We start from the raw sequence: 21,351 nt of genomic DNA, 5'->3' as shown, positions 1-21,351 counted from the left end.
CCGCCCCAGGGCAACGACACTGGGCGAGTGGTGCCGACGCTACGCCATGCCTGTCACGACGTCCACGGTAGGCGTGCGGGTCAACAGGAGGGAGGTACTGCTGTTACCTGGAAGAGCAAGACTCACGCGGATCATCGCCCCCGGCTGAACTCGATGGGTGACACCGCCGTGGCGGTCGCGTGGGGGTTTCATGGCCCGATGAGCCAAGTCGCTATTGACGAGGACTGTGAGGCGGGATACATTCCTGGTTCACAAATGGAGCCAAAAGTCCGTATATACGTACGAATGTGTTCCGGCCGCTTCACGCGCCACGGAGCGCAACCGTCCGCAGCGCTCTCTAATTCAAAGGCATTGAGGAGCACCTGCTTTGACCGACTACCTCCCCCCTCCGAGGCAGGACTCTCCAGTTGCCGAGCGCCCGACAGAGCCCGCCGATTCTTCCACGGCAAAGACGAACAAGATGCCGAAGGTGGCGTTCGCCAGCTTCATGGGGACCGTCATCGAGTTCTACGACTTCGGCATCTTCGGTACAGCAGCTGCTTTGGTGTTCGCCCATGCCTTCTTTCCGGCCCTGGGATCCTACGCCGGAACGGTCGTGGCATTCGCAACTCTCGGCGTGGCGTTCGTAGCTCGTCCGTTCGGCAGCATCCTGTTCGGACACTTCGGGGATCGTCTCGGCCGTAAGCGGACGCTCATCTCCACGATGTGCCTGATGGGTACCGCCACGGTCATCATCGGTCTGCTGCCCACCGCAGCGACCGCAGGGGTCGTCGCACCGATCCTGCTCATCGTGCTCCGCATAGCCCAAGGGTTGGCCGCGGGCGGTGAATGGGCAGGCGCTGCACTGTTCACGTCCGAGAACGCTCCCAGCGACCGCCGCGGCTTCTGGTCGATGTTCACCAACCTCGGCGGAGCCGTGGCCAACATCCTCGCGCTGTCGACCTTTTTCGTGACCGGCCTCTTCATGAGCAACGAGGCATTCATCGCCTGGGGCTGGCGTGTTCCGTTCCTCCTCAGCATCGTTCTCGTCACGGTCGGCCTCTACGCCCGGTTCAAGCTCGAGGAGAGCCCGATCTTCGCGAACGAGGTCAAGCGGCGCGGGCGAAGCAGTCTCCCGTTCAAGGACGCCTTGGCCAACCAATGGAGGGAGATCCTCCTCGGCGCCGGGGCGCTCGTGTCGTCGTTTGCCTTCGGCTACATCGGGATTGCGTATCTGATCAATTACGGGACCGCTACGCTGCACCTGAGTCAGCACGGCGTGCTCGCGGCCGGGATCTTCGGGAACGTGGTGAACGGGCTGGCCATGATCTCGGGTGCGATCCTGTCCGACAGAATGGGCCGCCGACCTGTTCTGCTGATCGTCAACATGATTGGCATACCCTGGGCGCTGGTCCTCTTCCCCCTGCTCGACACCGAGTCACCAGTCGCGTTCTGGATCGGCATCACCGTGAGCTTCCTCATCGCCGGCCACGGCTGGGGAGTCTGCGGGTCCTTCCTCTCCGAGCTGTTCCACACGCGCTACCGCTTCACCGCCGCCGGTCTCGCCTACAGCCTCGCCGCCATCCTGGGGGGTGGTATCCCCCCGCTGGTAGCAGCAAGCATCATCGGTAGTCACGGCGGCTTTGTCTTCGGGATCTTCCTGGCGGGCTACTGCCTGGTGGGACTTGTGTGCACGTTCGTCCTTCGAGAGACCCGCAGCAGGGCACTGGACGAACTCCCTCCCGACATCGGATTCGCACGAGCTGAAAACAACTAGACAATTACATCGGAGTGGTCCCATGAGCCTGACGATCAGAGCATTCTCTGTCGGCCGAGTATTCGGCCTCCCGAAGCCCTCGTTCACCTATCTGCGGGGATGGGGCGACACCATGGACCTCCCGCTCATCATGTTCGTGATCGAAGGCGGGGAAGCGCCCGTGGTCGTCGACACCGGGGCCGACCTCAGCCGAGCCTGGGACACCCACCGCATCAAGATGGAACAAACTGTCGAGGAACGACCGGAGGTGGCGCTGCGGTCCGCCGGGATCGATCCGGACGACGTGCGCCTCGTCGTCAACACACACCTGCATTGGGATCACAGCTCGAACAACCATCTGTTTCCCAACGCACGCGTCGTTGTCCAGCAACGTGAACTCGACTTCGCCCGACAGCCCGTGCCCTGGCACTGTCGGCAATTCGAAGCACTGCCAGATATGGACCCCGCCTGGCAGCGAGCCGAGGACAAGATCGTTCCCGTCGACGGTGACACCGAGTTGGCTCCGGGAATCTCTTTGGTCGCGTTGCCAGGGCACACTCCGGGCTCGCAGGGAGTTCTCGTCGAGGCAGACACCACCCGTTACCTCATCGCCGGCGACTGCGTCTACCTGTACGACAACTGGGAGGGCGACGCCGAAGCCGACCACATTCCCGTCGGACTCTTCACCGATCTCGTCGCCTATCACGAGAGTCTGCTGAAGATCGAAGCCCTTGACTGCGAGGTCATCCCGAGCCATGACTTCCGTGTCCTCGAACGGTCGATTTTCAAGTGATCCCGCCGATTCGCGAGGGCGCCGAACCCCGGCTCCCTGCTGAACATCATCGCCTCGCTCCGGAAGGAACCCAGTGACACGAGAAGCCGTCGTCGTCTCCACGGCACGAACCCCGATCGGAAAGGCCTACCGCGGCGCCTTCAACAACACCCAGCCGCAGCGCCTCGCCGCCCACGCGATCACCGCCGCGGTCGAGCGGGCCTCGATCGACCCCGCCGAGATCGACGACGTCGTCCTCGGCTGCGCCATGCAAGAAGGCGCCTCCGGGCTCAACATCGCCCGCCAGGCGTCGCTGCGCGCATCGCTGCCGGTCACCGTGCCGGGTATGACCATCGACCGCCAGTGCGCATCCGGGCTGATGGCAATCGCCACCGCCGCGAAACAGATCATTGCCGACGGCATGACCGTCACGGTCGGCGGCGGCGTCGAATCCATCTCGCTGGTGCAGAATGATCACGCGAACCGTTACCGGGCCCGCGACCCGTGGCTGGTGGAGAACCTGCCGCAGACGTACATGCCGATGCTCGAGACGGCCGAGATCGTCGCCGAACGCTACGGCGTCTCCCGCGATCGCCAGGACGCCTTCGCACTTCTGTCCCAGCAACGCACCGCCGCCGCTCAGCAGGCGGGGCTGTTCGATGCCGAGATCGTTCCCCTCACCACCACCAAGGCGGTCACCGACCGCTCCACCGGGGAGGCCGGCGGCGAGACGGTCACCGTGACCCAGGACGAAGGCAACCGCCCACAGACCGATCTCGCCGGACTCGCCGGGCTGCGCACCGTCCTCGAGGACGGGCACGTCACCGAGAATGCCAGCGTCACGGCAGGCAACGCCTCCCAGCTCTCCGACGGCGCCTCGGCCGCCGTGCTCATGGAAGGCCGGGAGGCGGCCCGCCGCGGCCTCGATGTCCTCGGCACCTACCGAGGGATGGCCGTCGCGGGCAGCCACCCGGACGAGATGGGCATCGGCCCCGTCCACGCCATCCCGAAACTGCTCCGCCAACACGACCTGAAGATCGACGACATCGACCTGTGGGAACTCAACGAGGCCTTCGCCTCCCAGGCGGTGTACTGCCGCGACCACCTCGGCATCGACCCCGATCGCTACAACGTCAACGGCGGCGCCATCTCCATCGGCCACCCCTACGGCATGAGCGGCGCCCGCCTCGTCGGACACGCACTACTCGAAGGGCGTCGCCGCGGGGCCCGATACGTCGTGGTCACCATGTGCATCGGCGGCGGCATGGGCGCCGCTGGGCTATTCGAAATCTGAACCGCATGAACACCATTGGGGAATCCATAAGAAGCGTGCGCCGATCATCTCGGGGTGCGCAGAGGGCCGACTTCAACGGGTGATGGCGACGGCATCGGAAACGTCGCGATGTATGCGCACGCCGGTCTCGGCCAACGGACGACCGGCACCGCCCCACCGTGACGCGACGACCTCGGCCACGATCGATACCGCCGTCTCCTCGGGTGTGCGTGCGCCCAGATCCAAACCGATCGGACTGCGCAGCCGCAACGCGATGTCGAGGACCGGAACATCGAACCTCGGGTCATGGGTGAGCACACAGATCACCTTGGTGGCATCGATCGCACCGTCATCGGCTTGGGCCGCGAGGTAGCGGTGGGGCCACTCCACGACGACTTCGTCGGCGGCGGGGAACCGGGCGGGAGTCGCGAAGACCGGGCGGGCATCGACACACGGTGACTCGATATCCCAGCAGCGATCCTTGCTGTGCCAGGGCGGCGGCGAAGTCGACCGCACCGAAGATCAGCATCCGCGGCGGCGGCGCATGGCTGGCGACGAAGATCTCCATCCCGTCGCCTTGTCGCTCTCCCTCCGGCCCGTAAGAGAACACGGTGCTGCGGCCGACAGCGAGCAGGCCACGCGCGTCGTCGCGCACCGCAGCGTCAGTGCGCGCCGATCCGAGCGTGCCGGCGACCGTGTCGTTCTCGATCACCAGCCTGGCCCCCACCCGGTTGTCGTCGGGGTGGGCGATGATGGTTGCCACCGCGGTCGGTCGGTGAGCGGCAAGGTTGTCGGCCACAGTCTGAAGCTGAGGAAAGGTGCACTGCGACGCCGCCTCGACGCAGCCTCCCGACACAGATCCTGCGACCACGCCGTCCGGGGCCACGGTCATCGTGGCGCCCGGCAGCCGTGGCGCCGACCTCAGAGTCCGCACCACGGTGGCGACACCCGCCGTGCCGCCTGCCCGCCAGACCACCATCACATACGCCAGCACTTCACGCGTGCGGACCTCCCCGCCGATGAGCCGTCACAACAGGGTGTCCAGGGTGATGGGAAGGCTGGTCACCCGTTTTCCGGTCGCGTTGAACACTGCGTTCGCAACTGCTGCGGGCACGCCGACGATCACCACCTCAGCGAGCCCCTTCACTCCGAGCGGGTCGGCGATCATGTCCTCGGCGGGCACGAATTCCGCGTCGAGGGCGGTGATGTCGGCGTTGACGGGGACCAGGTAGTCGGCCAGGTTGGCGTTGACGATCTTGCCGTCGCGGTAGTCGAGGTGCGTGCCTTCCAGCAACGCCATCCCGATCCCGCCGACCATGCCGCCGATGGCTTGGCTATGGGCGAGTTTCGGGTTGATGATCCGCCCGGAGTCGTAGCAGGCGTGCATGCGCCGGACCCGAACCGTGCCGAGCAGTTCGTCGACGGCGACCTCGGCGAACACCGCACCGTAGGCCCACATCGAGTACCGTTCGGCGGCGTCGCCGGCATCCCAGTCCTGTTGGGAATCCAGGCTGTTCCAGCCGCGGCGCCGCAACAGGTCCTGGTACGTCTCGCCGCGGGCCTGGTCATCGGTCTGGAACATGCGGCCGTCGGCGACACCGACCTGGTCCGGGCGCAGACCGTTCAGCGGGGAACCGGGATCGACGACAGAGGTTCGAATAAATCTGTCACGCAGCATGTTTCCCGCGATGTGCACGGCCGACCCGACGCTGGCCATCGTCATCGAGCCACCGTGCAGGGGCGCGGGAGGGAAGGTGCTGTCGCCGAGCGCGAATCGCACCCGTGACATCGGCACGCCCAGTGCGTCGGCGGCCACCTGGGTCATGGACGTGTACGTACCCGGCCCCATGTCGATGGTGGCGCTGCGGACCTCGAAGGTGCCGTCGGCGTTGGCCCGAGCCACCGCGGAGGAGTCGGCGGTCAGTGTGTGATAGGCCGCAGCCGCGGTGCCGTATCCGATCAGGAGGTTGCCCTCGCGCGTGACTCCGGGCACCTGATTGCGACGCGACCAGCCGAAGACGTCGGCGCCGCGGCGAAAGCACTCGGTGACCCGCCGGGTGGAGAAGGGCAGTCCTTCGGACTGGTCGACCACCGGTTCGTTGCGCAACCGCAAGTCGATGGGATCCATGCCGAGCCGGTGCGCCAGGTCGTCCATCGCGCACTCCATGGAGTACGCGCCGGTGACGGTGCCCGGTCCCCGCATGGGTGCGGCCGGGTTGATGTCGAGCGGCACCAGGCGCGCGGTGGAGCGCATGTTGGGAGAGTTGTACATGAACCGCGCGTACGGCGCGTTGGCTTCCAGATACTGGTCGTAGCGCGAGGTCTCGATGGACACCTCGTGGATGATCGAGGTGATTGTTCCCGCCCGGTCGGCGCCGACGGCCAGGCGCTGGCTGCTGGCCGGGCGGAACCCGACCACGCTGTAGAGCTGTTTGCGGGTCAGGACCAGCTTGACAGGGCGAGCAAGTTTGCGTGCGGCGAAACACGTGATGAGTTCATGTGGCCACACCTTGAGCGCGTTGCCGAACGCGCCACCGACGAACGGGCAGATCACCCGCACATTCTCGACCGGGATGCCGAAGGCCTTGGCCAAGCTCGCCTGCGACTGCGGCACGCCCTGCACCTTGTCGCGCACGGTGAGCCGATCGCCGTCCCACCGGGCGACGGTCGCGGGCAATTCGATGGGGTTGTGATTGTTGCGCGCAATGTCGTAATGCAGATCGCTGACCACTGCCGCCGACGCGAGGGCGCCTTCAGGGTCGCCTCGGCTGTAGTCGGGGGTGCGAGTGTTGGGTTCGGCCGGCGCCGCGGGGTCGTGCATGTCGGTGATCTGCGGTGCCTCGGTGTAGCGCGCGGTGACCAACCTTGCGCCGTGGATCGCGGCTTCCGATGTGGAGGCGAGGACCACTGCGATCGGCTGTCCGTGGGAGCGCACCTGCTTCGGGTCGAACGGCAGCGTGACGCCGGTGAAGTCGGTGATCACCTCCAGAACGCCGGAATGCTGTTGTGCAGCAGTGGTATCTATGGAGTCGACCGTGCCGCGCGCGACCGTGCTGTCCACGAGTACGGCGTAGACCAGCCCGGGTTCGATATTGTCGGCGGTGTACGTGGCCTTGCCGGTGACCTTGAGTGGTCCGTCGACGCGGGAGATGGGCCGGCCGCTCGCGAGGGTCATGGCAGTGCTCCGATGGTCGAGAGCTGACGTTCGACGGTCCGCTTGATCAATTCGACTTTGAAACCGTTCTCCGACAATGGTTGCGCGCCGTCGGCTGCGGTGGCGGCCGCGGTGCGCCACAGTTCGGCGCTCGGCGCCTGCCCGATGACAGCGCGCTCCACCGACGGCAGCCGCCACGGCACGGTACCGACCCCACCGACGGCAACCCGCGCGGTGCGGATCCTGCCGCCGGCGATGTCGAGGGCAACCGCCGCCGAGGTCAGTGCGAATTCGTAGGATTCACGGTCGCGGACCTTGAGGTAGCCGGACCGGCGTGCTTCCGGACCGACAGTGACCTCGACGGCGGTGATCAGTTCGCCCGGGCGCAGCGTATTCTCGCGGTTCGGCTTCGTACCCGGCCGAAGATAGAACTCGCTGAGGGGAATTCGGCGTTCCCCATTGCTGTCTCGCGCGATGACGGTCGCGTCGAGGGCGGTCAGAGCCACTGCGACATCCGAGGCGTGGGTGGCGGCACAGCTGTCGCTGGTGCCCAGGATCGCATGGGTGCGGTTGCGGCCCCCGATCGCCGCGCACCCCGCGCCCGGTGTGCGGCGGTTGCAGGCCGCGGTGACGTCGCGGAAATACAGGCACCGGGTCCGTTGCAGGAGATTGCCGCCGATGGAGGCGCTGTTGCGCAGCTGAGCTGACGCACTCAGTTCCAGAGCCTGCACGATTATCGGGAACTGTTCGCGCACTCCGGGATGCGCGGCGATCTCCGCCATCCGCACCAGCGAACCCACACGCAACCGGCCGGGTTGCACATCGATGTCGCGGTAGGGCAGCGCGTTGATGTCGACGACCGCCTCGGGTCGCTCGACGGTTTCGCGCATGAGGTCGACCAGGGTGGTGCCGCCGGCGACGTAGCGTGCGCCCGACGCGGCGGCGCTGAGCGCGGCTTGCTCGTCGGAAGCCTTGCTGAATCGGAAGGGGAACATGCGTTCAGCTCTCCTTGGCGGCGGTGCCGATAGCGGCCGCGATGTTGGTGTAGGCCCCGCAGCGGCAGATGTTGCCGCTCATCCATTCCCGGATCTCGGCCGGTGATCCGGTGCGGCCCTCGCGTATGCAGCCGAGGCCGGACATGATCTGGCCCGGGGTGCAGGCGCCGCACTGGAAGGCGTCTTCGTCGATGAACGCCTGCTGCAACGGATGCAGCCGGTCGCCGTCCGCGACTCCCTCGATGGTGGTGATCTCGGCGCCGTCGTGCATCACAGCCAACGTCAGACAGGAGTTGACGCGCTGCCCACCGACGAGGATGGTGCAGGCACCGCACGCACCCTGATCGCAGCCCTTTTTCGTACCGGTCAGCTCGGCGCGCTCACGCAGCATGTCCAGCAGCGACGTGCGGTTGTCGACGGTCAGTTCGCGTTCTTCGCCGTTGATCCGCATCCGCACGACCGATGTCTGTGCCTCGCTCGCCCCGTTCTCGGAGTCACCGCAGGCGGCCAGCAGCGGTGCCGCCACTACGGCGCCACCGACCGCCAGCGAGGATCCGACGAAGGTCCTGCGATTGATTTCCTTCCGCCAGGGGGCGTTGCTACCGTCCAGCGCGCTCATAGGCGTTACCTCCTCGATTCGGGACAACTCACCGGCGGGCTTCGAAAATCTCTTTGAAGACCGGCATCGCGGTGAACACATACGGCCAGCCGGCGTAGAACGCGACCTGGGTGAGCACCTCGGAGGCCTGGGCCTGTGTGAGGCCGCTGTCCATCGCGCGGGTCAGGTGCGAGCGGATCTGCCCGGTGAGACCGGTCGCGACGAGCGCGCTGACCGTGACCAGGCTGCGGTCGCGGGGCGCCAGACCGGGGCGCAGCCACACATCCTGGAACAGCACGTCCGTGGTGAACCCGAGCACGCCGGGTGCCGCCTGGCCGAAATCGCCGTCGACCCGGTTGCGGCGTGCGGTCTCCCACTCCTGGTCGACCGGCAGGAGTTGAGGTGAGACGTCCGGCAGCTGCGCGGCGTCGATACCGCGGGCATCGAAGACGGGTTTGGCGGCTTCGACGGCACTCATCGCGTTAGGCCAGCCCGAGTAGAAGGCCAGGTGGGTGATGATCTCCGATACCTCGGTCGGGGTGACGCCGTTGGCGAGCGCTCGATCGAGGTAGAAGGGAAGTTCCACGCTCTGGTTTCGGGCGATCAGGGCAGCGAGGGTCACGATGCTGCGGTCGCGGGCGGACAGCTCGGTCCGCTGCCACAGCTGGTCTTCGAGGACTTCGTCGCCGTAGCGTTGCAGCGCCGGGGAGACCGAATCGACAGACTCCACCTTCGCCGCGGGCGAAGGCGAGGACGCGGGGTTGTTCTCCGAGCATGCGGTGGCCAGCACCGACAGCGACACGATCGTTCCCGGGACTGCGAACCATCTGGACAGTTTCATCAGAAGTTGCTTCTCTCAGAGGTAGTACTGTTCGGGGCCGACTTGCTCCATCCAGGTGACACGGCTGCCGTCGACTGCCTCGGCGACGGCGATATGCGTCAAAGCGTCCACGGCGGTCGCCCCGTGCCAGTGCTTGACGTCCGGCGGAATCGTCACCACGTCGCCAACCGTCATCACCTGCTTGGGGCCGCCCCATTCCTGCACCCACCCGGTACCCTCGGTCACGATCAACGTCTGACCTGCGGGATGGGTATGCCAGGCGGTCCGGGCGTGCGGCTCGAAACCGACCTCACCGCCCGAGGCTTCGGTGATCGGTCGCGCCGAACAGTGACCTGCTCTGCACCTGACCGGTGAAATTCTCCGGCGAACCGGGAGCCGCAGGCCGAGAAATCTCGGGGGAGACGCCGATCTGAGGGCTTCCGGCGTGGGCGGGCGCCGCGATGATCACGGCGCCCAGCACGGCTGACGTCGACAGCAGGGCGGCCTTGGAGGACAAACGCACGATATCGCCTTTCACAAAGGGGAGTTCGGCTACTTGCCGTCGAGTTGCTTGTCGGCGAGGAACTTCGAGACTTCGTCGGCGATTTGGGTGTTGTTGAGGTCGGAGAACGGGAAGTGGGTATTGCCGGTGATGCCGATCTCGGGCAGGTGGACGACGGTGGCGTCGCCGCCGTGGCGGTTGACTGCATCGGCCCACAGCCGTGCCATCTCGAGCCGGGCCCGCCAGCTGTCCTGATTCGGCTGATCGGTGGGCTCGCTGGGGATGTTGTCGCCGTAGTAGATGACGATCGGAATCTTCGTCAGCGCGGTGAACTGGTCCATCGGAACGGTTTCCGGGCTGAGAGTGTCGAAACCGTTCGGGATCGGTTGTGGTGCTTCCCCTTCGGGGAAGACAAATCCGCTGCCCGGCTCGAACGCGACGATACCCTTCACGTCGGGATTCTTCATGGCGGTTTGCCAGCCGGGCCCGCCACCTTGGGAGTGGGTGAAGAGGATCCCCTCGCCGATCCTGTCGAACAGGGCTGACAGGCTGTCGGAGATGACCCCGGCGTCGAAGGGACCGGTGTTGGGTGTCATCGAACGGTAGAACTGGTCCAGGGCTGCGGGGTCGCTCGGGAACTGCACCCCGGGGAACATGTCCGGCCAGGTCCCGAGGCGGAACTGGTTGAACCACAGTTGCTCGTCCGGGGTCGGGGTGACGGTGGTGCCGACAATGCCGCGGCCCGCGTCACCGCGCCGCGGCTGGTCGACGAGATAAGTGGAGAACTGTTTGCGCAGGAACAGGTTTTGGAAACCTTCCCGGCCGTCGGCGGTGGTCTCCCAGGTCTTGGCGGACTGGCCGGCACCGTGCAGCATCACGATAGGCAGGTTCCGGGTGTCTTGGGGCACCTGGTAGTAGGCGTAGGCGTGGTCGCCGTGATAGGTCTGTCCCTGCGGATCGGCGGGACGACGAGGATCGAACTGGCCGGGCGCGGTTGTCATGGTGCCGCCGACGGTGAAGCTGCCCTGCTCGGCGATGGTGAGTCCGGTCGCAGGTGAGTCACTTCCACTCTCGCCGGAGCTGCAAGCGGTGAGCGCAGCGGCGACGGCCACTGCGAGGGCGGCCATCCGTGTCCGCGTGCCGATCGTTGTGGTGTGCATATCGTTTTTTCTCCCGACTAGAGCGTGTTCTGTGAAATATTGGCGGTCGGATGGTCGATGCTGTCCCGGTGCTGCGTGCCGGCGAGATTTCCAACGTTCCCGGGGACTGCGATCAACGGGGCCGCTGGGAGCGAGATCAGATCTCGCGGAGGACATCCCGAATCCCTGTCCCGCAACCCGGGGAGGTGTGTCACACCAAGCATTCCGCATGACGATAGAGAAACTGTCGATGCGTTCTGTGTGAAAAGATGTGAGCTTCCTATGAAGTGCCCGTCGGCTCACTCGGCCGTAGCTGGCCCGAGGCTCAACTCGCCGGTGCCGACCATCGACCCGATCAGCAGTACCGCGCTGCCACTGGGAAGAAATCCCGGCGGAAATACTGAACCGGTCCACCCGATGTGGTGCGGGTGGACTGGATCGCCGTCAGCCGAGTTGGCCGGCGGGGCGGAGCAGGATCTCGTTGATCGCCAGGTGACGGGGGCGGGCGAGGGTGAAGGCGATGACCTCGGCGATCTCCTCGGGCTTGACCGTGGCGACGTCGTAGCCCTGTTGTACGGCCTGCCTGGTGGCCTCGTGGGTGATGTGGGTGGGCAGCTCGGTGTCGACGACACCCGGTTCGATCAGCGTGACCCGGACGTCCGGTAGCAGTTCCTGGCGGAGGGATTCGGACCATCCGTTGACGCCCCACTTGGTGGCGGCGTAGACCCCGTTGGTTGCCCTGGCCGTGCGTCCGGCGACGGAGGAGATGTTGATGAGGTCGCCGCCGCCATCCTTGAGCTGGTCGAGGAAGACCTCGGTGGCGGTGATCGCGCCGAGCAGGTTGACCTCGATCATGTTGCGGTAGTCGGCGCGCTGTTCGGAGGAGAACGGGCCCAGGAGCATGGTTCCGGCGTTGTTGACCAGCACGTCGGCCCCGCCGAGCTCGTCCTGCACCCGCTGGGCTGCGGCCACGAGTGCGTCGCGGTCGGTCACGTCGGCTTGGATCGCGATCGCACCGTCACCGAGCTCGGCGGCGAGAGCCTCGATGCGGCCGAGGCGGCGCGCCAACAGCGCGACGCGGTACCCGTCGGCATGGAGGGCGCGAGCGGTGGCTGCGCCGATCCCGGACGATGCGCCGGTGATAACCGCAACACGGGGAAGGTTCTGGGAGTCAGTCATGTGATTGGTTTCCTTCTGATTGGTCGGGGGGTCTCGCAGTGGCAGCGACCCGACATACGGTGGGATGCTCGCCCTGCTGCCTTTCCAGCACACCATGGTGACGCCGAATGCGGGAGTAACCGGCTATCCGTGTACTGGTATTACTCTTTACCGCCGTCGGTCGGGCGTGACGTACACGAGCGGGCGCGTTGTCCGTGCTGCTTTCTCATACGAGGTTGTTGGCGCTGAGCCACTTGTCGAGCTCCGGGGCTGCTTCTGCGACGGTCTCGCCCTGAATGGCCAGCCCGTCACGGACCTCGCTGTCGGGAAGGGCATCGCGGTAGTCGTCGTCGATACCGCTCATGCCGCTGACGGCGTAGGTGACGAACGGCAGGATCGTCTTCCCTGCGAGGTCGAGGCCTTCGATCAAGGTGGACATGATCATCGGGGTGCGCATGTTCCACACGGGGCTGCCCAGGAGCACGATGTCGTAGCCGCCGACGTCCGGAAGCGGGTTCGCGATCGCGGGTCGGGCGTCGTCTTGTTGCTCTCGGCGGTTGCGCTCGACCGTCGGGTCGTACGCATCGGGATAGGGGTCGGCGGCTTCGATTTCGTAGGTGACACAGTCGATCCGGTCGGAGATCATCCCAGCGAAGACTTCGGTGTTGCCGACCGCCAGGTCCCGACGGCCCCTGTAATAGTAGTTCTCGCCGGCACGGGAGAAGTAGACGAGTAACACTCGCGTGCCGGGGACGGTGGTTCTCTCGGGATCGGGTGTCCTCGGGGTTCGCTCTCCGGTGGCCGGACTCTCTTGCGGGCGCTGCCCGGTGGTGCAGCCGGTGAGGACCGCGGCGATGGCCGTGATCCCGGTAAGCCCCGCGGTCAGGAGTGTTCTGCGGCTGATGGATTCGATCATGATGCCGTCGGGTGCGGGCCGGCGGCGGCGCTCACGATGCTGCATCGGTGCTGCGGCTGAGTTGCTCGAACCGATCGACGTCGCGGGCGGCGTCGTCGGCGGCTGCACGAAAACCGCCGAGCGCGTCGCTACCGAGAACGAGCAACTTCGGTGGCTCGGCGTCCTCGGCGGCCTGCAGAATCGCGGCCGCCGCTTTCTCCGGTGCGCCACGCTGCGGACTGAGCGCCGAGTCACCTGTCCGTCCGAGTACCTGGTCGTACGCCTCGATCTGGACGCTGGACCGGTCGGCGGAGCGTCCGCGAAAGTCGGTGCGGAACGATCCGGGTTCGACGACCATCACGCGCAGCCCCAACGGCTCGACCTCCTTGCGGAGCGACCCGGACAGTCCCTCGAGGGCCGCCTTCGCGGCGGAATAGTAGCCACCGCCCGGGATGGCGATGCGCGCGCCCACAGATGAAATGTTGATGATCAGGCCGTTCCCGCGGCCGCGCATACCGGGTAGGGCCGCCTTGATCAGCGCAACGGGACCGAAGAAGTTCGTCGCGAACAGGCGAGCCACAGCCTCGTCCTCGCCTTCTTCGACCGCAGCGGTGTACCCGTAGCCGGCGTTGTTCACCAGCACGTCGATACCGGTCCAGCGCTCCTCGACCCTCGCTACGGCGGCATCGATGGATGTCGGGTCGGTGACGTCCAGAGACGTGATCAACGCGGTTTCGGGATAAGCCGCCCGGAGGTCGTCGAGGGCGTCCGTGTTCCTCGCGGTTGCGACGACCTGATGCCCGGCAGCGAGAACGCGCTCGGCGAGCGCACGGCCGAGTCCGCTTGATGCTCCGGTGATCAACCACGTCGTCATTCGTCGTCCTTCTCGATGGCGAAGTCGGTGATGGCACTGACGTGCGCCCACTCGTCGATCTCGTCGATTCGTCCCTGGAGCTCCTCGCGGACGATCTGAATGGCGTCGGTCCCGAGCAGCAGGCGGAAGGGGGCGTCCTTGCCTCCGACCGTGTCGATGATGACCTGCGCCGCGCGATCGGGGTCACCCTGCTGGGTGCCGTGGGTGTGGTCGTTCTCCTTGCGGCGCTTTCCGGCGGTGTCGGCGTAGTCGTCGATCACGGTGCTGGACTGGTTCAGGGAGCGACCGGAGAAGTCGGTCCGGAACGCGCCCGGCTCGAGCACCATCACCCGGATCCCGAGCGGCGCGACCTCACGGTTCAATGCGTCGGACATGCCCTCCAACGCTGCCTTCGTCGCGGTGTAGTAGCCGGAGGCGGGGTTCGATCGGGGCGCGCCGATCGAGGAGACGTTCACGATGGTGCCCGACCGGCGGGAACGCATCTGCGGCAGCACCTGCTTGATCAGATCGACGGGGCCGAAGAAATTTGTGGCGAACAGCTCGTCCACCTCGTCCACAGCTGCTTCCTCGACTGCGGCCCGGTACCCGTGCCCGGCGTTGTTCACCAGCACATCGATGCCCCCGAACCGGTCGTTCGCGGCGCGGACCGCGGCGACTACCTGTTCGTGGTCGGTGACGTCCAACGGCACCGCCAGCGCACTGTTCGGGTGCGCGGCGACGAGGTCCTGAACGTGGTCGGCGTTGCGGGCGGTGATCACCGCGTTGTCGCCGTGCTCGAGGACGGCCCGTGCAAGCGCGTCTCCCAGGCCGCTCGAAGCTCCCGTGATGAACCAGGTGGTCATGTTCGTGTCTCCTTCGTCGTGCGTAGTGCGTCCGGCGCTCGCGCCGGGCCGGCGGGCAAGGAGCTGTCCGGGGGCGCGGAAGCAGAAGCCATATGCCCATTTCATCGCACCGTCCGCGCGCGTGGGAGTCACGTCTTATCCGTGTACTGGCAGTTCCTCCCACCGCAGCATCGCTGACGTTAGCGTTGAAGATATGGATCATCGAGCAGAAGTGGCCGAGTTCCTCCGGACCCGCAGGGACCGGATCACCCCGGACCAGGCGGGCATCATCGGCGGAGGACGCCGCCGCGTGCCCGGGCTGCGCCGCGAAGAGGTCGCCATGCTCGCCGGGGTCAGCGTCGAGTACTACGCGCGGATGGAACGCGGCGACCTCACCGGCGTCTCCCCCGAAATACTCGACAGCATCGCCAGAGCTCTCCAGTTCGACGACGCCGAGTGCGACCACCTGGCCGACCTGGCCCGAGCCGCCGGACCACCACCGCCGCGGCGACGCAAACGACCCGCCGAGCAGACCGTGACGCCCACGTTGCAGCGGTTCCTGGACGCCGTGACCGGCGCGCCGATGTGGGTGCGGGACCGGCGTATGGACTTCATCGCCGCCAATCCACTGGGGCGGGCACTCTACGCGCCCTTGCTCGATGATCCGGCGAACCGAGGGAATACGGCCCGGTTCACGTTCCTCAATCCCGCCGCGCAGATCTTCTTCCCGGACTGGGAACAGAACGCCGATAACATCGTCGCGACCCTGCGCACCTACGCCGGTCAGAATCCGCTCGACAAGCCGCTCACCGATCTGATCGGGGAGCTCGTCACCCGTAGCGACACCTTCCGGCACCGGTGGGCCGCACACAACGTCCGTCATCATCGCGGTGGGATCAAACGCATCCACCACCCCGCCGTCGGCGACCTCGAATTCTCCTACGAAGCAATGGATCTGCCGGCGAATCCGGAATGGTTCATGTTCGCCTATACCGCCGAGCCCGGCAGCCCCACCGAGGAACGCCTCAAGCTCCTCGGCAGCCTCGCCGCCACCGGCCAGGCAACCAGTGACGCCCGCGCGCATCGCTCATTCTGATCGGGCCCGCCCCACCTGTGGGGCGGAGAGTCACACCGCCGAGTCCGGCAACCCAACCGCGAAGGGTGTACTGCCAGTTACTCCCTCATCTGACATCGAGTGTCTAACGTCAAGGAATATGAGTATGAACGTGACTTTGAACAATGGCGTCGAGATGCCCGCCCTGGGTTTCGGCGTCTTCCAGACCCCGCCCGAGACGACCGCCGCATCCGTGGCCGAAGCGCTGAGCGTCGGCTACCGGCTGATCGATACGGCCGCCTCCTATTTCAACGAGCGCGAGGTCGGCGAGGGCATCCGCCGGTCCGGGCTCGACCGTTCCGAGGTGTTCGTCGAGACGAAGATCTGGATCAGCGACTACGGCTACGACCAGACCCTGCACGCCTTCGACAAGAGCGCAGGCAAGCTCGGCGTCGACCAGATCGACCTGCTCCTGCTGCATCAGCCCGTGCCCACGCAGTTCGACAAGACCATCGAGGCCTACAAGGCGCTGGAGAAGTTGCTGTCCGACGGTCGCGTCCGGGCGATCGGGATCAGCAACTTCATGCCCGACGTCCTCGCGAAACTGCTTGAGCAGACCGATGTCGTGCCCGCGGTGAACCAGGTGGAGGCGCACCCGTACTTCACCCAGCCGGACGTGCAGGCCGCCGACAGGGAGCACGGGATTCTGACTCAGGCGTGGTCGCCAATGGGTGGCATCACCAGCTACCGTGGCGACGGCGCGCGCTCGACCTTCAACGATCCGGTGATCGGCGAGATTGCCGCCGCCCACGGCAGGACGCCCGCCCAGGCCATGTTGCGCTGGCACCTGCAGGAGGGACGCTCGGCAATCCCGAAGTCCGTCAACCCCGAGCGCATCGCCGCCAACTTCGACGTGTTCGACTTCGAGCTCACCACCGACCAGCTCGGCGCGATCGACGCACTCGATACCGGTGTCCGCGGCGGACCCGATCCCGTGACCGTCACCCCCGAGCTGTTCGCCCGCGACATCCCGGAAGCCTGAACCGCAGCTCGCGGTGACCCGATGAGCGCCCACGCGCGAACGGACGGCCAACCGGTGAACCTCGAGGCCACATTCCGGTTCCAGGTGATCGGTGCCGATTGGGAGATCGACACCGAACAGCCACTCCCCGAGAAGGTACGGTGCAGAATCTGCTCCGTCACCGAGGACTTCGATCACGTCTGGTCCCGGTTCCGTGCGGATTCACTGGTCACGCGGATCGCGCGCGCCGAGGGCGGGGGACGTTTCGAGTTCCCCGCCCGGGACCTCGCCCTGTTCGAACTCTACGACCGCCTCGTCGCCGCAACCGACGGGGCGGTCGACCCGCTCATCGGAAGGGACCTCGAACTGCTCGGCTACGACGCCCGGTATTCTCTCGTCCCCGACGCTGCCGCGCTCGTGAACCGCCGTCGCGACCGCTGGCTCTCCGACATCCACCGTGACGGAACCACAATCGCCTCGGATCGTCCGACCGTGATCGACGTCGGCGCAGCCGGAAAGGGGTACCTGGTCGACCTCGTCAGCCAGACGCTGACCGAGGAGGGAATCGACCGGTTCTTCGTCGACGCCAGCGGCGACCTGCGGCATCGCGGAGCCGAGGCCGTCAGGGTGGGACTGGAACACCCCCGTGCTCCCGGCCGAGTGATCGGCACGGTGAACCTCCGAGACGGTTCGCTGTGCGCGTCGGCGACGACCCGACGAACGTGGGGCGCTGGACTGCACCACGTGCTCGACGGCCGAACCCGGCGCCCGGTCGCGGACGTCGTAACGACCTGGGTGCTCGCCGCCGACGCCGCCACCGCGGACGGGCTGGCGACCGCCCTGTTCGTGAGCGAAGCAGCGAGCCTCAGGTCGTTCGAGTTCAGCTGGGTGCGCATGCTGGCTGATGGAAGAGTCCAGTGGTCCGATAACTTCGACGGGGATCTCTTCATCTGACGGACGCTCCGATCGCACGCAGTCGTCCCCTCGTCGCTGCCGACGACCGCCGGCGGCCGGTGTCCGAACGGTCATGTCATCGGTGATCGGTTGCGGTCCGGGAAGATCGCCTCGCCGAAACCTTCGAATTCCGAGGGATGTTCGGTTCCGGAAGGAGGAACCGCGGATGGGTGTATCAGCAGTTCCTCCCTCCATGCTCGAGCCGACCGTCGCGTTGAATATATGAACCAGCAACCTCACAAAAGACCGGGCGACGCGCGTCCGTCCCCGAACCCGGTGCTCATCGTCGGCGCACCAGGAAGTATCGGCCGACTGGCGGTCGACGAAGCCTTGCGCGAGGGGTTCGAGACCAGGGCGCTCGTTCGCGACCGCAATCAGTCTTCCTTGTTCCCTGAGGGCACCCGTGTCGTCGTCGGCGACTTCACTCAGCCGGACTCACTCACCGAGGCACTCGAAGAGGTGACCGGGGTGGTATTCACCCACGGCACCTATGGCGGTGCCGACGAAGCGGAACGGGTCAACTACGGCGCCGTCCGCAACGTGCTGAACGCGCTGAAGAAGCCCGCCCGGATCGCGTTGATGACGACGATCGGCGTCACCAAGCCCACGCCCGGCCACGACTGGAAGCGGCGCGGTGAACGCCTTGTCAGGGCCAGCGGGCTGCCCTATACGATTGTCCGTCCCGGCTGGTTCGACTACAACGAGCCGGATCAGCACCGCCTCGTGATGATGCAGGGCGACACCAGGTGGGCGAGCGATCCGTCGGACGGTGTGATCGCACGCCGGCAGATCGCGGAAGTCCTCATCGGCAGCTTGAGCTCGGACGCAGCCGAGCACAAGACCCTGGAACTGGTGGCAGAGAAGGGCGGGGCTCAATCCGATCTGACGCCGCTGTTCGCCGCGTTGAAGACCGATCCCGTGCAGTCGTTCGACGCCGTCCTGGATCGAGACAATCTGCCGATCGCCGGCGAACCGGCCCGTGTGGTGAGCGACCTCGACGCGGTACGGGGACGGTTCTGAAAGCGGAGAGCGACGCGTTCACCCCGGGTGAGCCGACTTGCACACGACGAACCCCGGAGAGCCCGTGAACGCGTGGAGCCCAAGTCAGTTGCCGTCGGTCGAGCGCGCTTGCTCGCGGATCTGCTCGATGGCGTCGTTGAAGCCATCTGGGCAGGTGCTCGCGCCCGCCAGCCTCCCGACCTCGGCCTCATCGAGGCTCTTCCCAATTACCTCATCGGGGACGGCGGCCGCGAACCGTTCCTGATATCCGAGGGACGTCTCGTTTTCCGCCATTGTCCCGACCGTGACATCGGCAATGACCTCGTCGCTGATGGTGACGGTGACGTTCAGGTAGGAGGGTCCGCCGCCGTACTCACCGATCGCGTTGTAGGTCCCGTCCTCGTAGGTCGCCGACCCTGTGCTGCTCTCCGGCGGCCGGGTCGACTCAGTGGCAGGAACAGATTCCGAAGGGGACGGGCCGGTGCCGAGACCGGAGCATCCTGCCAGTGGCACGAGAGCCACGGCGGAGACAACGGTCGCGAGCGCGGCGCGTGTCAAGGTGTCGGTTCTCATTCTTCAAACGTAGAAGGCGCCAGTCTCTTTCGGGAGGAACTGGCGGTACACCCCTAGCACATAGGAAACACTTATCTTTTCAAAGGGGACACATCGAATTCGGCATTATCCTCACGTGCCATGCGGCTGACAGCGCAAACCAACATCGGCTCCAGACTCCCAATCGGACGGATCGACCTGTGACAAGACCAACTGCCCTGCGGCCCACCCTCGTGGAACCGACAACTCGGGTCGCCTTGGGAGCGCTCTGTGCGATTGCAGCCTCCTCTGCAATGTTTCTCCTGCTCGACCTGTATGCAGTAGTAGCGATGCGAAGCCGACTCGAATCAGCCATCAGCGCATACGGTGTCGGCAGCGGCCGTTGGATCTTTACCCTAGCCATTCTCTTCCTTGCTGCGGGCTCCGTTGCGCTACTCATAGCAGTTGTAGACCAACAGCTCACGAGGTGGAGATCCGGCGCTACCGTCGCCCTGACACTGTGGGTTCTCGGGCTCCTCGCCATCGCAATCTTTCCCAAACAGGACTGGTCTCAACCCCCGAGTATCAGTGGCAGCATTCACCTCACCGCGAGCGGAATTGCATTCGTCAGTCTTCCGATCGCGGCCGTCCTCCTCGCCAGGCCGTGGCTTCGGCATCGAACCCATGGTGTGCACGCCCGACGGACTCGGCTCTTCGCCTGGCTGGCGATCGCAAGTTTTTCGCCACTCCTCTACGCGTTTGTCGTCGCTGCGGTGACCGGTGTTGCGTGGTGGGAGGTCGTGACCTTCGGTCATTCCGAGCGCCTCCTGGCAGTGAGTGAAGTGGCGACATTGGCCGTGATCGGCACCTGGGTCCTGACGAGGAAGTGAAGTACAGAAGTTACGTGGGTGCTGCGTCCAGATAGGTTGTGACAACCAGGATTAGGAAGACAATCGCGAAGATGATCGCCCCCTTCCGGGTGATCAGCGGTTCGAACTCGTGAGTTTCGTCGTCTATGTCGTTGCGTGAGTCCATGCACCGATCACTGTCCGTTCGATAGGCAGGCCGTCCCGGCAGCCCGAGTAGTACCCGTCAGTCCACACCTTGTCCCGCACCCGAAGAGGTTTGTCACACCACGCATGACGCATGACGATAAAGAACCTGTCGGTGTGTTCTGTGTGAAAAGATGTGAGGTTTCTATGAAGTGCCCGTGCATCCTTTGATCACGAGAGTCGATCAGGAATAATGGTCGCAGTGTCATCAACTCGTCCGGATTTTCATGCCGCCGATTCGGGACGTCGCCGCGCCGTTCTGGCGCAACTGCCCCGGATGTATCGAGCGGACGGGTCGACGATTCGCGTGCTACTCGTCGACGACGAACCGACTCTGACCGACCTGGTGGGCCTCGCCCTCGGGTACGAGGGTTGGGCCGTCGAGGTGGCGCACGACGGTTCGACCGCTCTGCAGAAATTTCGTGAGCAGCAATTCGACGTGGTGGTTCTGGACATCATGCTGCCCGACATCGACGGGCTGAGTGTGCTCCAGCACATACGGGGCTCGGGCGGGGGAGTGCCGGTCCTCTTCCTCACTGCGCGGGATTCGGTCGACGACCGGGTGATCGGACTGACCGCCGGCGGCGACGACTACATGACCAAGCCCTTCAGCCTGGAAGAACTTGTTGCACGACTGAGGGGTCTGCTACGGCGGGCGGCCGATTCGATCTCGGAGAACGATGCGGTACTGACCGTGGGCGATCTTTCGCTGGACGAGGGCAGCTACGAGGTGAAACGGGGCGGCGACAGTATTGCGTTGACCGCCACCGAGTTCGAACTGCTCCGCTACTTCATGCACAATCCCAGACTCGCGCTCAGCCGGGCGCAGATTCTCGACCGCGTATGGAACTACGACTTCGCCGGCAAGGCGAGCATCGTCGACCTGTACGTGTCGTACCTGCGGCGAAAGATCGACGCGGGTCGGGAGCCGATGATTCACACCGTTCGTGGCATCGGATACATTCTCAGGCCCGCAGAATGACATTATCGGGCCGTTTCCTCGC

General features: G+C 65.6%; 21 protein-coding genes and 1 pseudogene. 9 read left to right on the top strand and 13 right to left on the bottom strand.

Annotated features, from left to right (window positions below; genetic code table 11):
- Positions 1–460: 460 nt before the first annotated feature.
- The 3 genes from ACFVJ3_RS26715 to ACFVJ3_RS26705 all read left to right on the top strand — a co-directional run bounded on the left by ACFVJ3_RS26715 (position 461) and on the right by ACFVJ3_RS26705 (position 3,801).
- Positions 461–1,756, top strand: a complete 1,296-nt coding sequence (locus ACFVJ3_RS26715) for an MFS transporter (RefSeq protein WP_378454921.1) — start codon at positions 461–463, stop codon at positions 1,754–1,756.
- Between the two features lie 22 nt (positions 1,757–1,778).
- Positions 1,779–2,528 (top strand): N-acyl homoserine lactonase family protein, encoded by a 750-nt coding sequence (locus tag ACFVJ3_RS26710; protein ID WP_378454920.1) that lies wholly within the window; start codon positions 1,779–1,781, stop codon positions 2,526–2,528.
- 73 nt (positions 2,529–2,601) lie between these two features.
- The gene (locus ACFVJ3_RS26705) at positions 2,602–3,801 is read left to right on the top strand and encodes an acetyl-CoA C-acyltransferase (protein WP_378454919.1); all 1,200 of its coding nucleotides are present in this window, start codon (positions 2,602–2,604) and stop codon (positions 3,799–3,801) included.
- A 72-nt stretch (positions 3,802–3,873) separates the two neighbouring features.
- Here ACFVJ3_RS26705 and ACFVJ3_RS26700 read toward each other — a convergent pair.
- From ACFVJ3_RS26700 to ACFVJ3_RS26645, 12 genes and pseudogenes are all read right to left on the bottom strand, one after another.
- Positions 3,874–4,759: pseudogene (locus ACFVJ3_RS26700) on the bottom strand (XdhC family protein).
- A 48-nt stretch (positions 4,760–4,807) separates the two neighbouring features.
- Positions 4,808–6,955 (bottom strand): xanthine dehydrogenase family protein molybdopterin-binding subunit, encoded by a 2,148-nt coding sequence (locus tag ACFVJ3_RS26695; RefSeq protein WP_378454918.1) that lies wholly within the window; start codon positions 6,953–6,955, stop codon positions 4,808–4,810.
- Entirely contained in the window at positions 6,952–7,929 is a 978-nt protein-coding gene (locus ACFVJ3_RS26690) for an FAD binding domain-containing protein (RefSeq protein WP_378454917.1), read from the bottom strand. Before ACFVJ3_RS26690 ends, ACFVJ3_RS26695 begins: the two co-directional genes overlap by 4 nt.
- Positions 7,930–7,933: 4 nt before the next feature.
- Positions 7,934–8,548 carry a (2Fe-2S)-binding protein gene (locus ACFVJ3_RS26685; protein WP_378454916.1) on the bottom strand — a complete coding sequence of 205 codons (615 nt, stop codon included), beginning with the start codon at positions 8,546–8,548 and terminating at the stop codon, positions 7,934–7,936.
- A gap of 28 nt (positions 8,549–8,576) precedes the next feature.
- The gene (locus tag ACFVJ3_RS26680; RefSeq protein ID WP_378454915.1) at positions 8,577–9,368 is read right to left on the bottom strand and encodes a carboxymuconolactone decarboxylase family protein; all 792 of its coding nucleotides are present in this window, start codon (positions 9,366–9,368) and stop codon (positions 8,577–8,579) included.
- Positions 9,369–9,383: 15 nt separating this feature from the next.
- A complete protein-coding gene (locus ACFVJ3_RS26675; RefSeq protein ID WP_378454914.1) occupies positions 9,384–9,599 on the bottom strand; it encodes a hypothetical protein in 216 nt (71 codons plus the stop codon).
- Between the two features lie 58 nt (positions 9,600–9,657).
- On the bottom strand, positions 9,658–9,870 hold the full coding sequence (locus tag ACFVJ3_RS26670; RefSeq protein WP_378454913.1) for a hypothetical protein: 213 nt from the start codon (positions 9,868–9,870) through the stop codon (positions 9,658–9,660).
- A 29-nt stretch (positions 9,871–9,899) separates the two neighbouring features.
- Positions 9,900–11,009 carry an alpha/beta fold hydrolase gene (locus ACFVJ3_RS26665; RefSeq protein WP_378454912.1) on the bottom strand — a complete coding sequence of 370 codons (1,110 nt, stop codon included), beginning with the start codon at positions 11,007–11,009 and terminating at the stop codon, positions 9,900–9,902.
- Positions 11,010–11,432: 423 nt separating this feature from the next.
- Positions 11,433–12,167 carry an SDR family oxidoreductase gene (locus ACFVJ3_RS26660; RefSeq protein ID WP_378454911.1) on the bottom strand — a complete coding sequence of 245 codons (735 nt, stop codon included), beginning with the start codon at positions 12,165–12,167 and terminating at the stop codon, positions 11,433–11,435.
- 205 nt (positions 12,168–12,372) lie between these two features.
- Positions 12,373–13,107 (bottom strand): flavodoxin, encoded by a 735-nt coding sequence (locus ACFVJ3_RS26655; protein WP_378454910.1) that lies wholly within the window; start codon positions 13,105–13,107, stop codon positions 12,373–12,375.
- On the bottom strand, positions 13,094–13,915 hold the full coding sequence (locus ACFVJ3_RS26650) for an oxidoreductase (RefSeq protein WP_378454909.1): 822 nt from the start codon (positions 13,913–13,915) through the stop codon (positions 13,094–13,096). The genes ACFVJ3_RS26655 and ACFVJ3_RS26650 overlap by 14 nt, the downstream gene beginning before the upstream one ends.
- Complete coding sequence (locus tag ACFVJ3_RS26645; protein ID WP_378454908.1) at positions 13,912–14,757, bottom strand: oxidoreductase; 846 nt, start codon at positions 14,755–14,757, stop codon at positions 13,912–13,914. The genes ACFVJ3_RS26650 and ACFVJ3_RS26645 overlap by 4 nt, the downstream gene beginning before the upstream one ends.
- A gap of 193 nt (positions 14,758–14,950) precedes the next feature.
- Between ACFVJ3_RS26645 and ACFVJ3_RS26640 the strand changes: the two genes are divergently transcribed.
- The 4 genes from ACFVJ3_RS26640 (at position 14,951) to ACFVJ3_RS26625 (ending at position 18,785) form a co-directional block, all read left to right on the top strand.
- A complete protein-coding gene (locus ACFVJ3_RS26640; protein ID WP_378454907.1) occupies positions 14,951–15,832 on the top strand; it encodes a helix-turn-helix transcriptional regulator in 882 nt (293 codons plus the stop codon).
- 118 nt (positions 15,833–15,950) lie between these two features.
- A complete protein-coding gene (locus ACFVJ3_RS26635; protein WP_378454906.1) occupies positions 15,951–16,832 on the top strand; it encodes an aldo/keto reductase in 882 nt (293 codons plus the stop codon).
- A gap of 21 nt (positions 16,833–16,853) precedes the next feature.
- Positions 16,854–17,765 (top strand): FAD:protein FMN transferase, encoded by a 912-nt coding sequence (locus ACFVJ3_RS26630; RefSeq protein WP_378454905.1) that lies wholly within the window; start codon positions 16,854–16,856, stop codon positions 17,763–17,765.
- 222 nt (positions 17,766–17,987) lie between these two features.
- Complete coding sequence (locus ACFVJ3_RS26625) at positions 17,988–18,785, top strand: SDR family oxidoreductase (RefSeq protein ID WP_378454904.1); 798 nt, start codon at positions 17,988–17,990, stop codon at positions 18,783–18,785.
- An 84-nt stretch (positions 18,786–18,869) separates the two neighbouring features.
- On the opposite strand, the gene ACFVJ3_RS26620 is transcribed toward ACFVJ3_RS26625, so the two are convergent.
- Entirely contained in the window at positions 18,870–19,337 is a 468-nt protein-coding gene (locus ACFVJ3_RS26620) for a calcium-binding protein (RefSeq protein WP_378454903.1), read from the bottom strand.
- A 272-nt stretch (positions 19,338–19,609) separates the two neighbouring features.
- Between ACFVJ3_RS26620 and ACFVJ3_RS26615 the strand changes: the two genes are divergently transcribed.
- The gene (locus ACFVJ3_RS26615; protein WP_378454902.1) at positions 19,610–20,185 is read left to right on the top strand and encodes a DUF998 domain-containing protein; all 576 of its coding nucleotides are present in this window, start codon (positions 19,610–19,612) and stop codon (positions 20,183–20,185) included.
- A 355-nt stretch (positions 20,186–20,540) separates the two neighbouring features.
- Entirely contained in the window at positions 20,541–21,329 is a 789-nt protein-coding gene (locus tag ACFVJ3_RS26610; protein WP_378454901.1) for a response regulator transcription factor, read from the top strand.
- Positions 21,330–21,351: the final 22 nt, after the last annotated feature.

The organism is Rhodococcus sp. NPDC127593 (assembly GCF_042671975.1).
Lineage (GTDB): Bacteria > Actinomycetota > Actinomycetes > Mycobacteriales > Mycobacteriaceae > Rhodococcus_F.
This window is presented reverse-complemented; position numbering and strand designations above follow the sequence as displayed.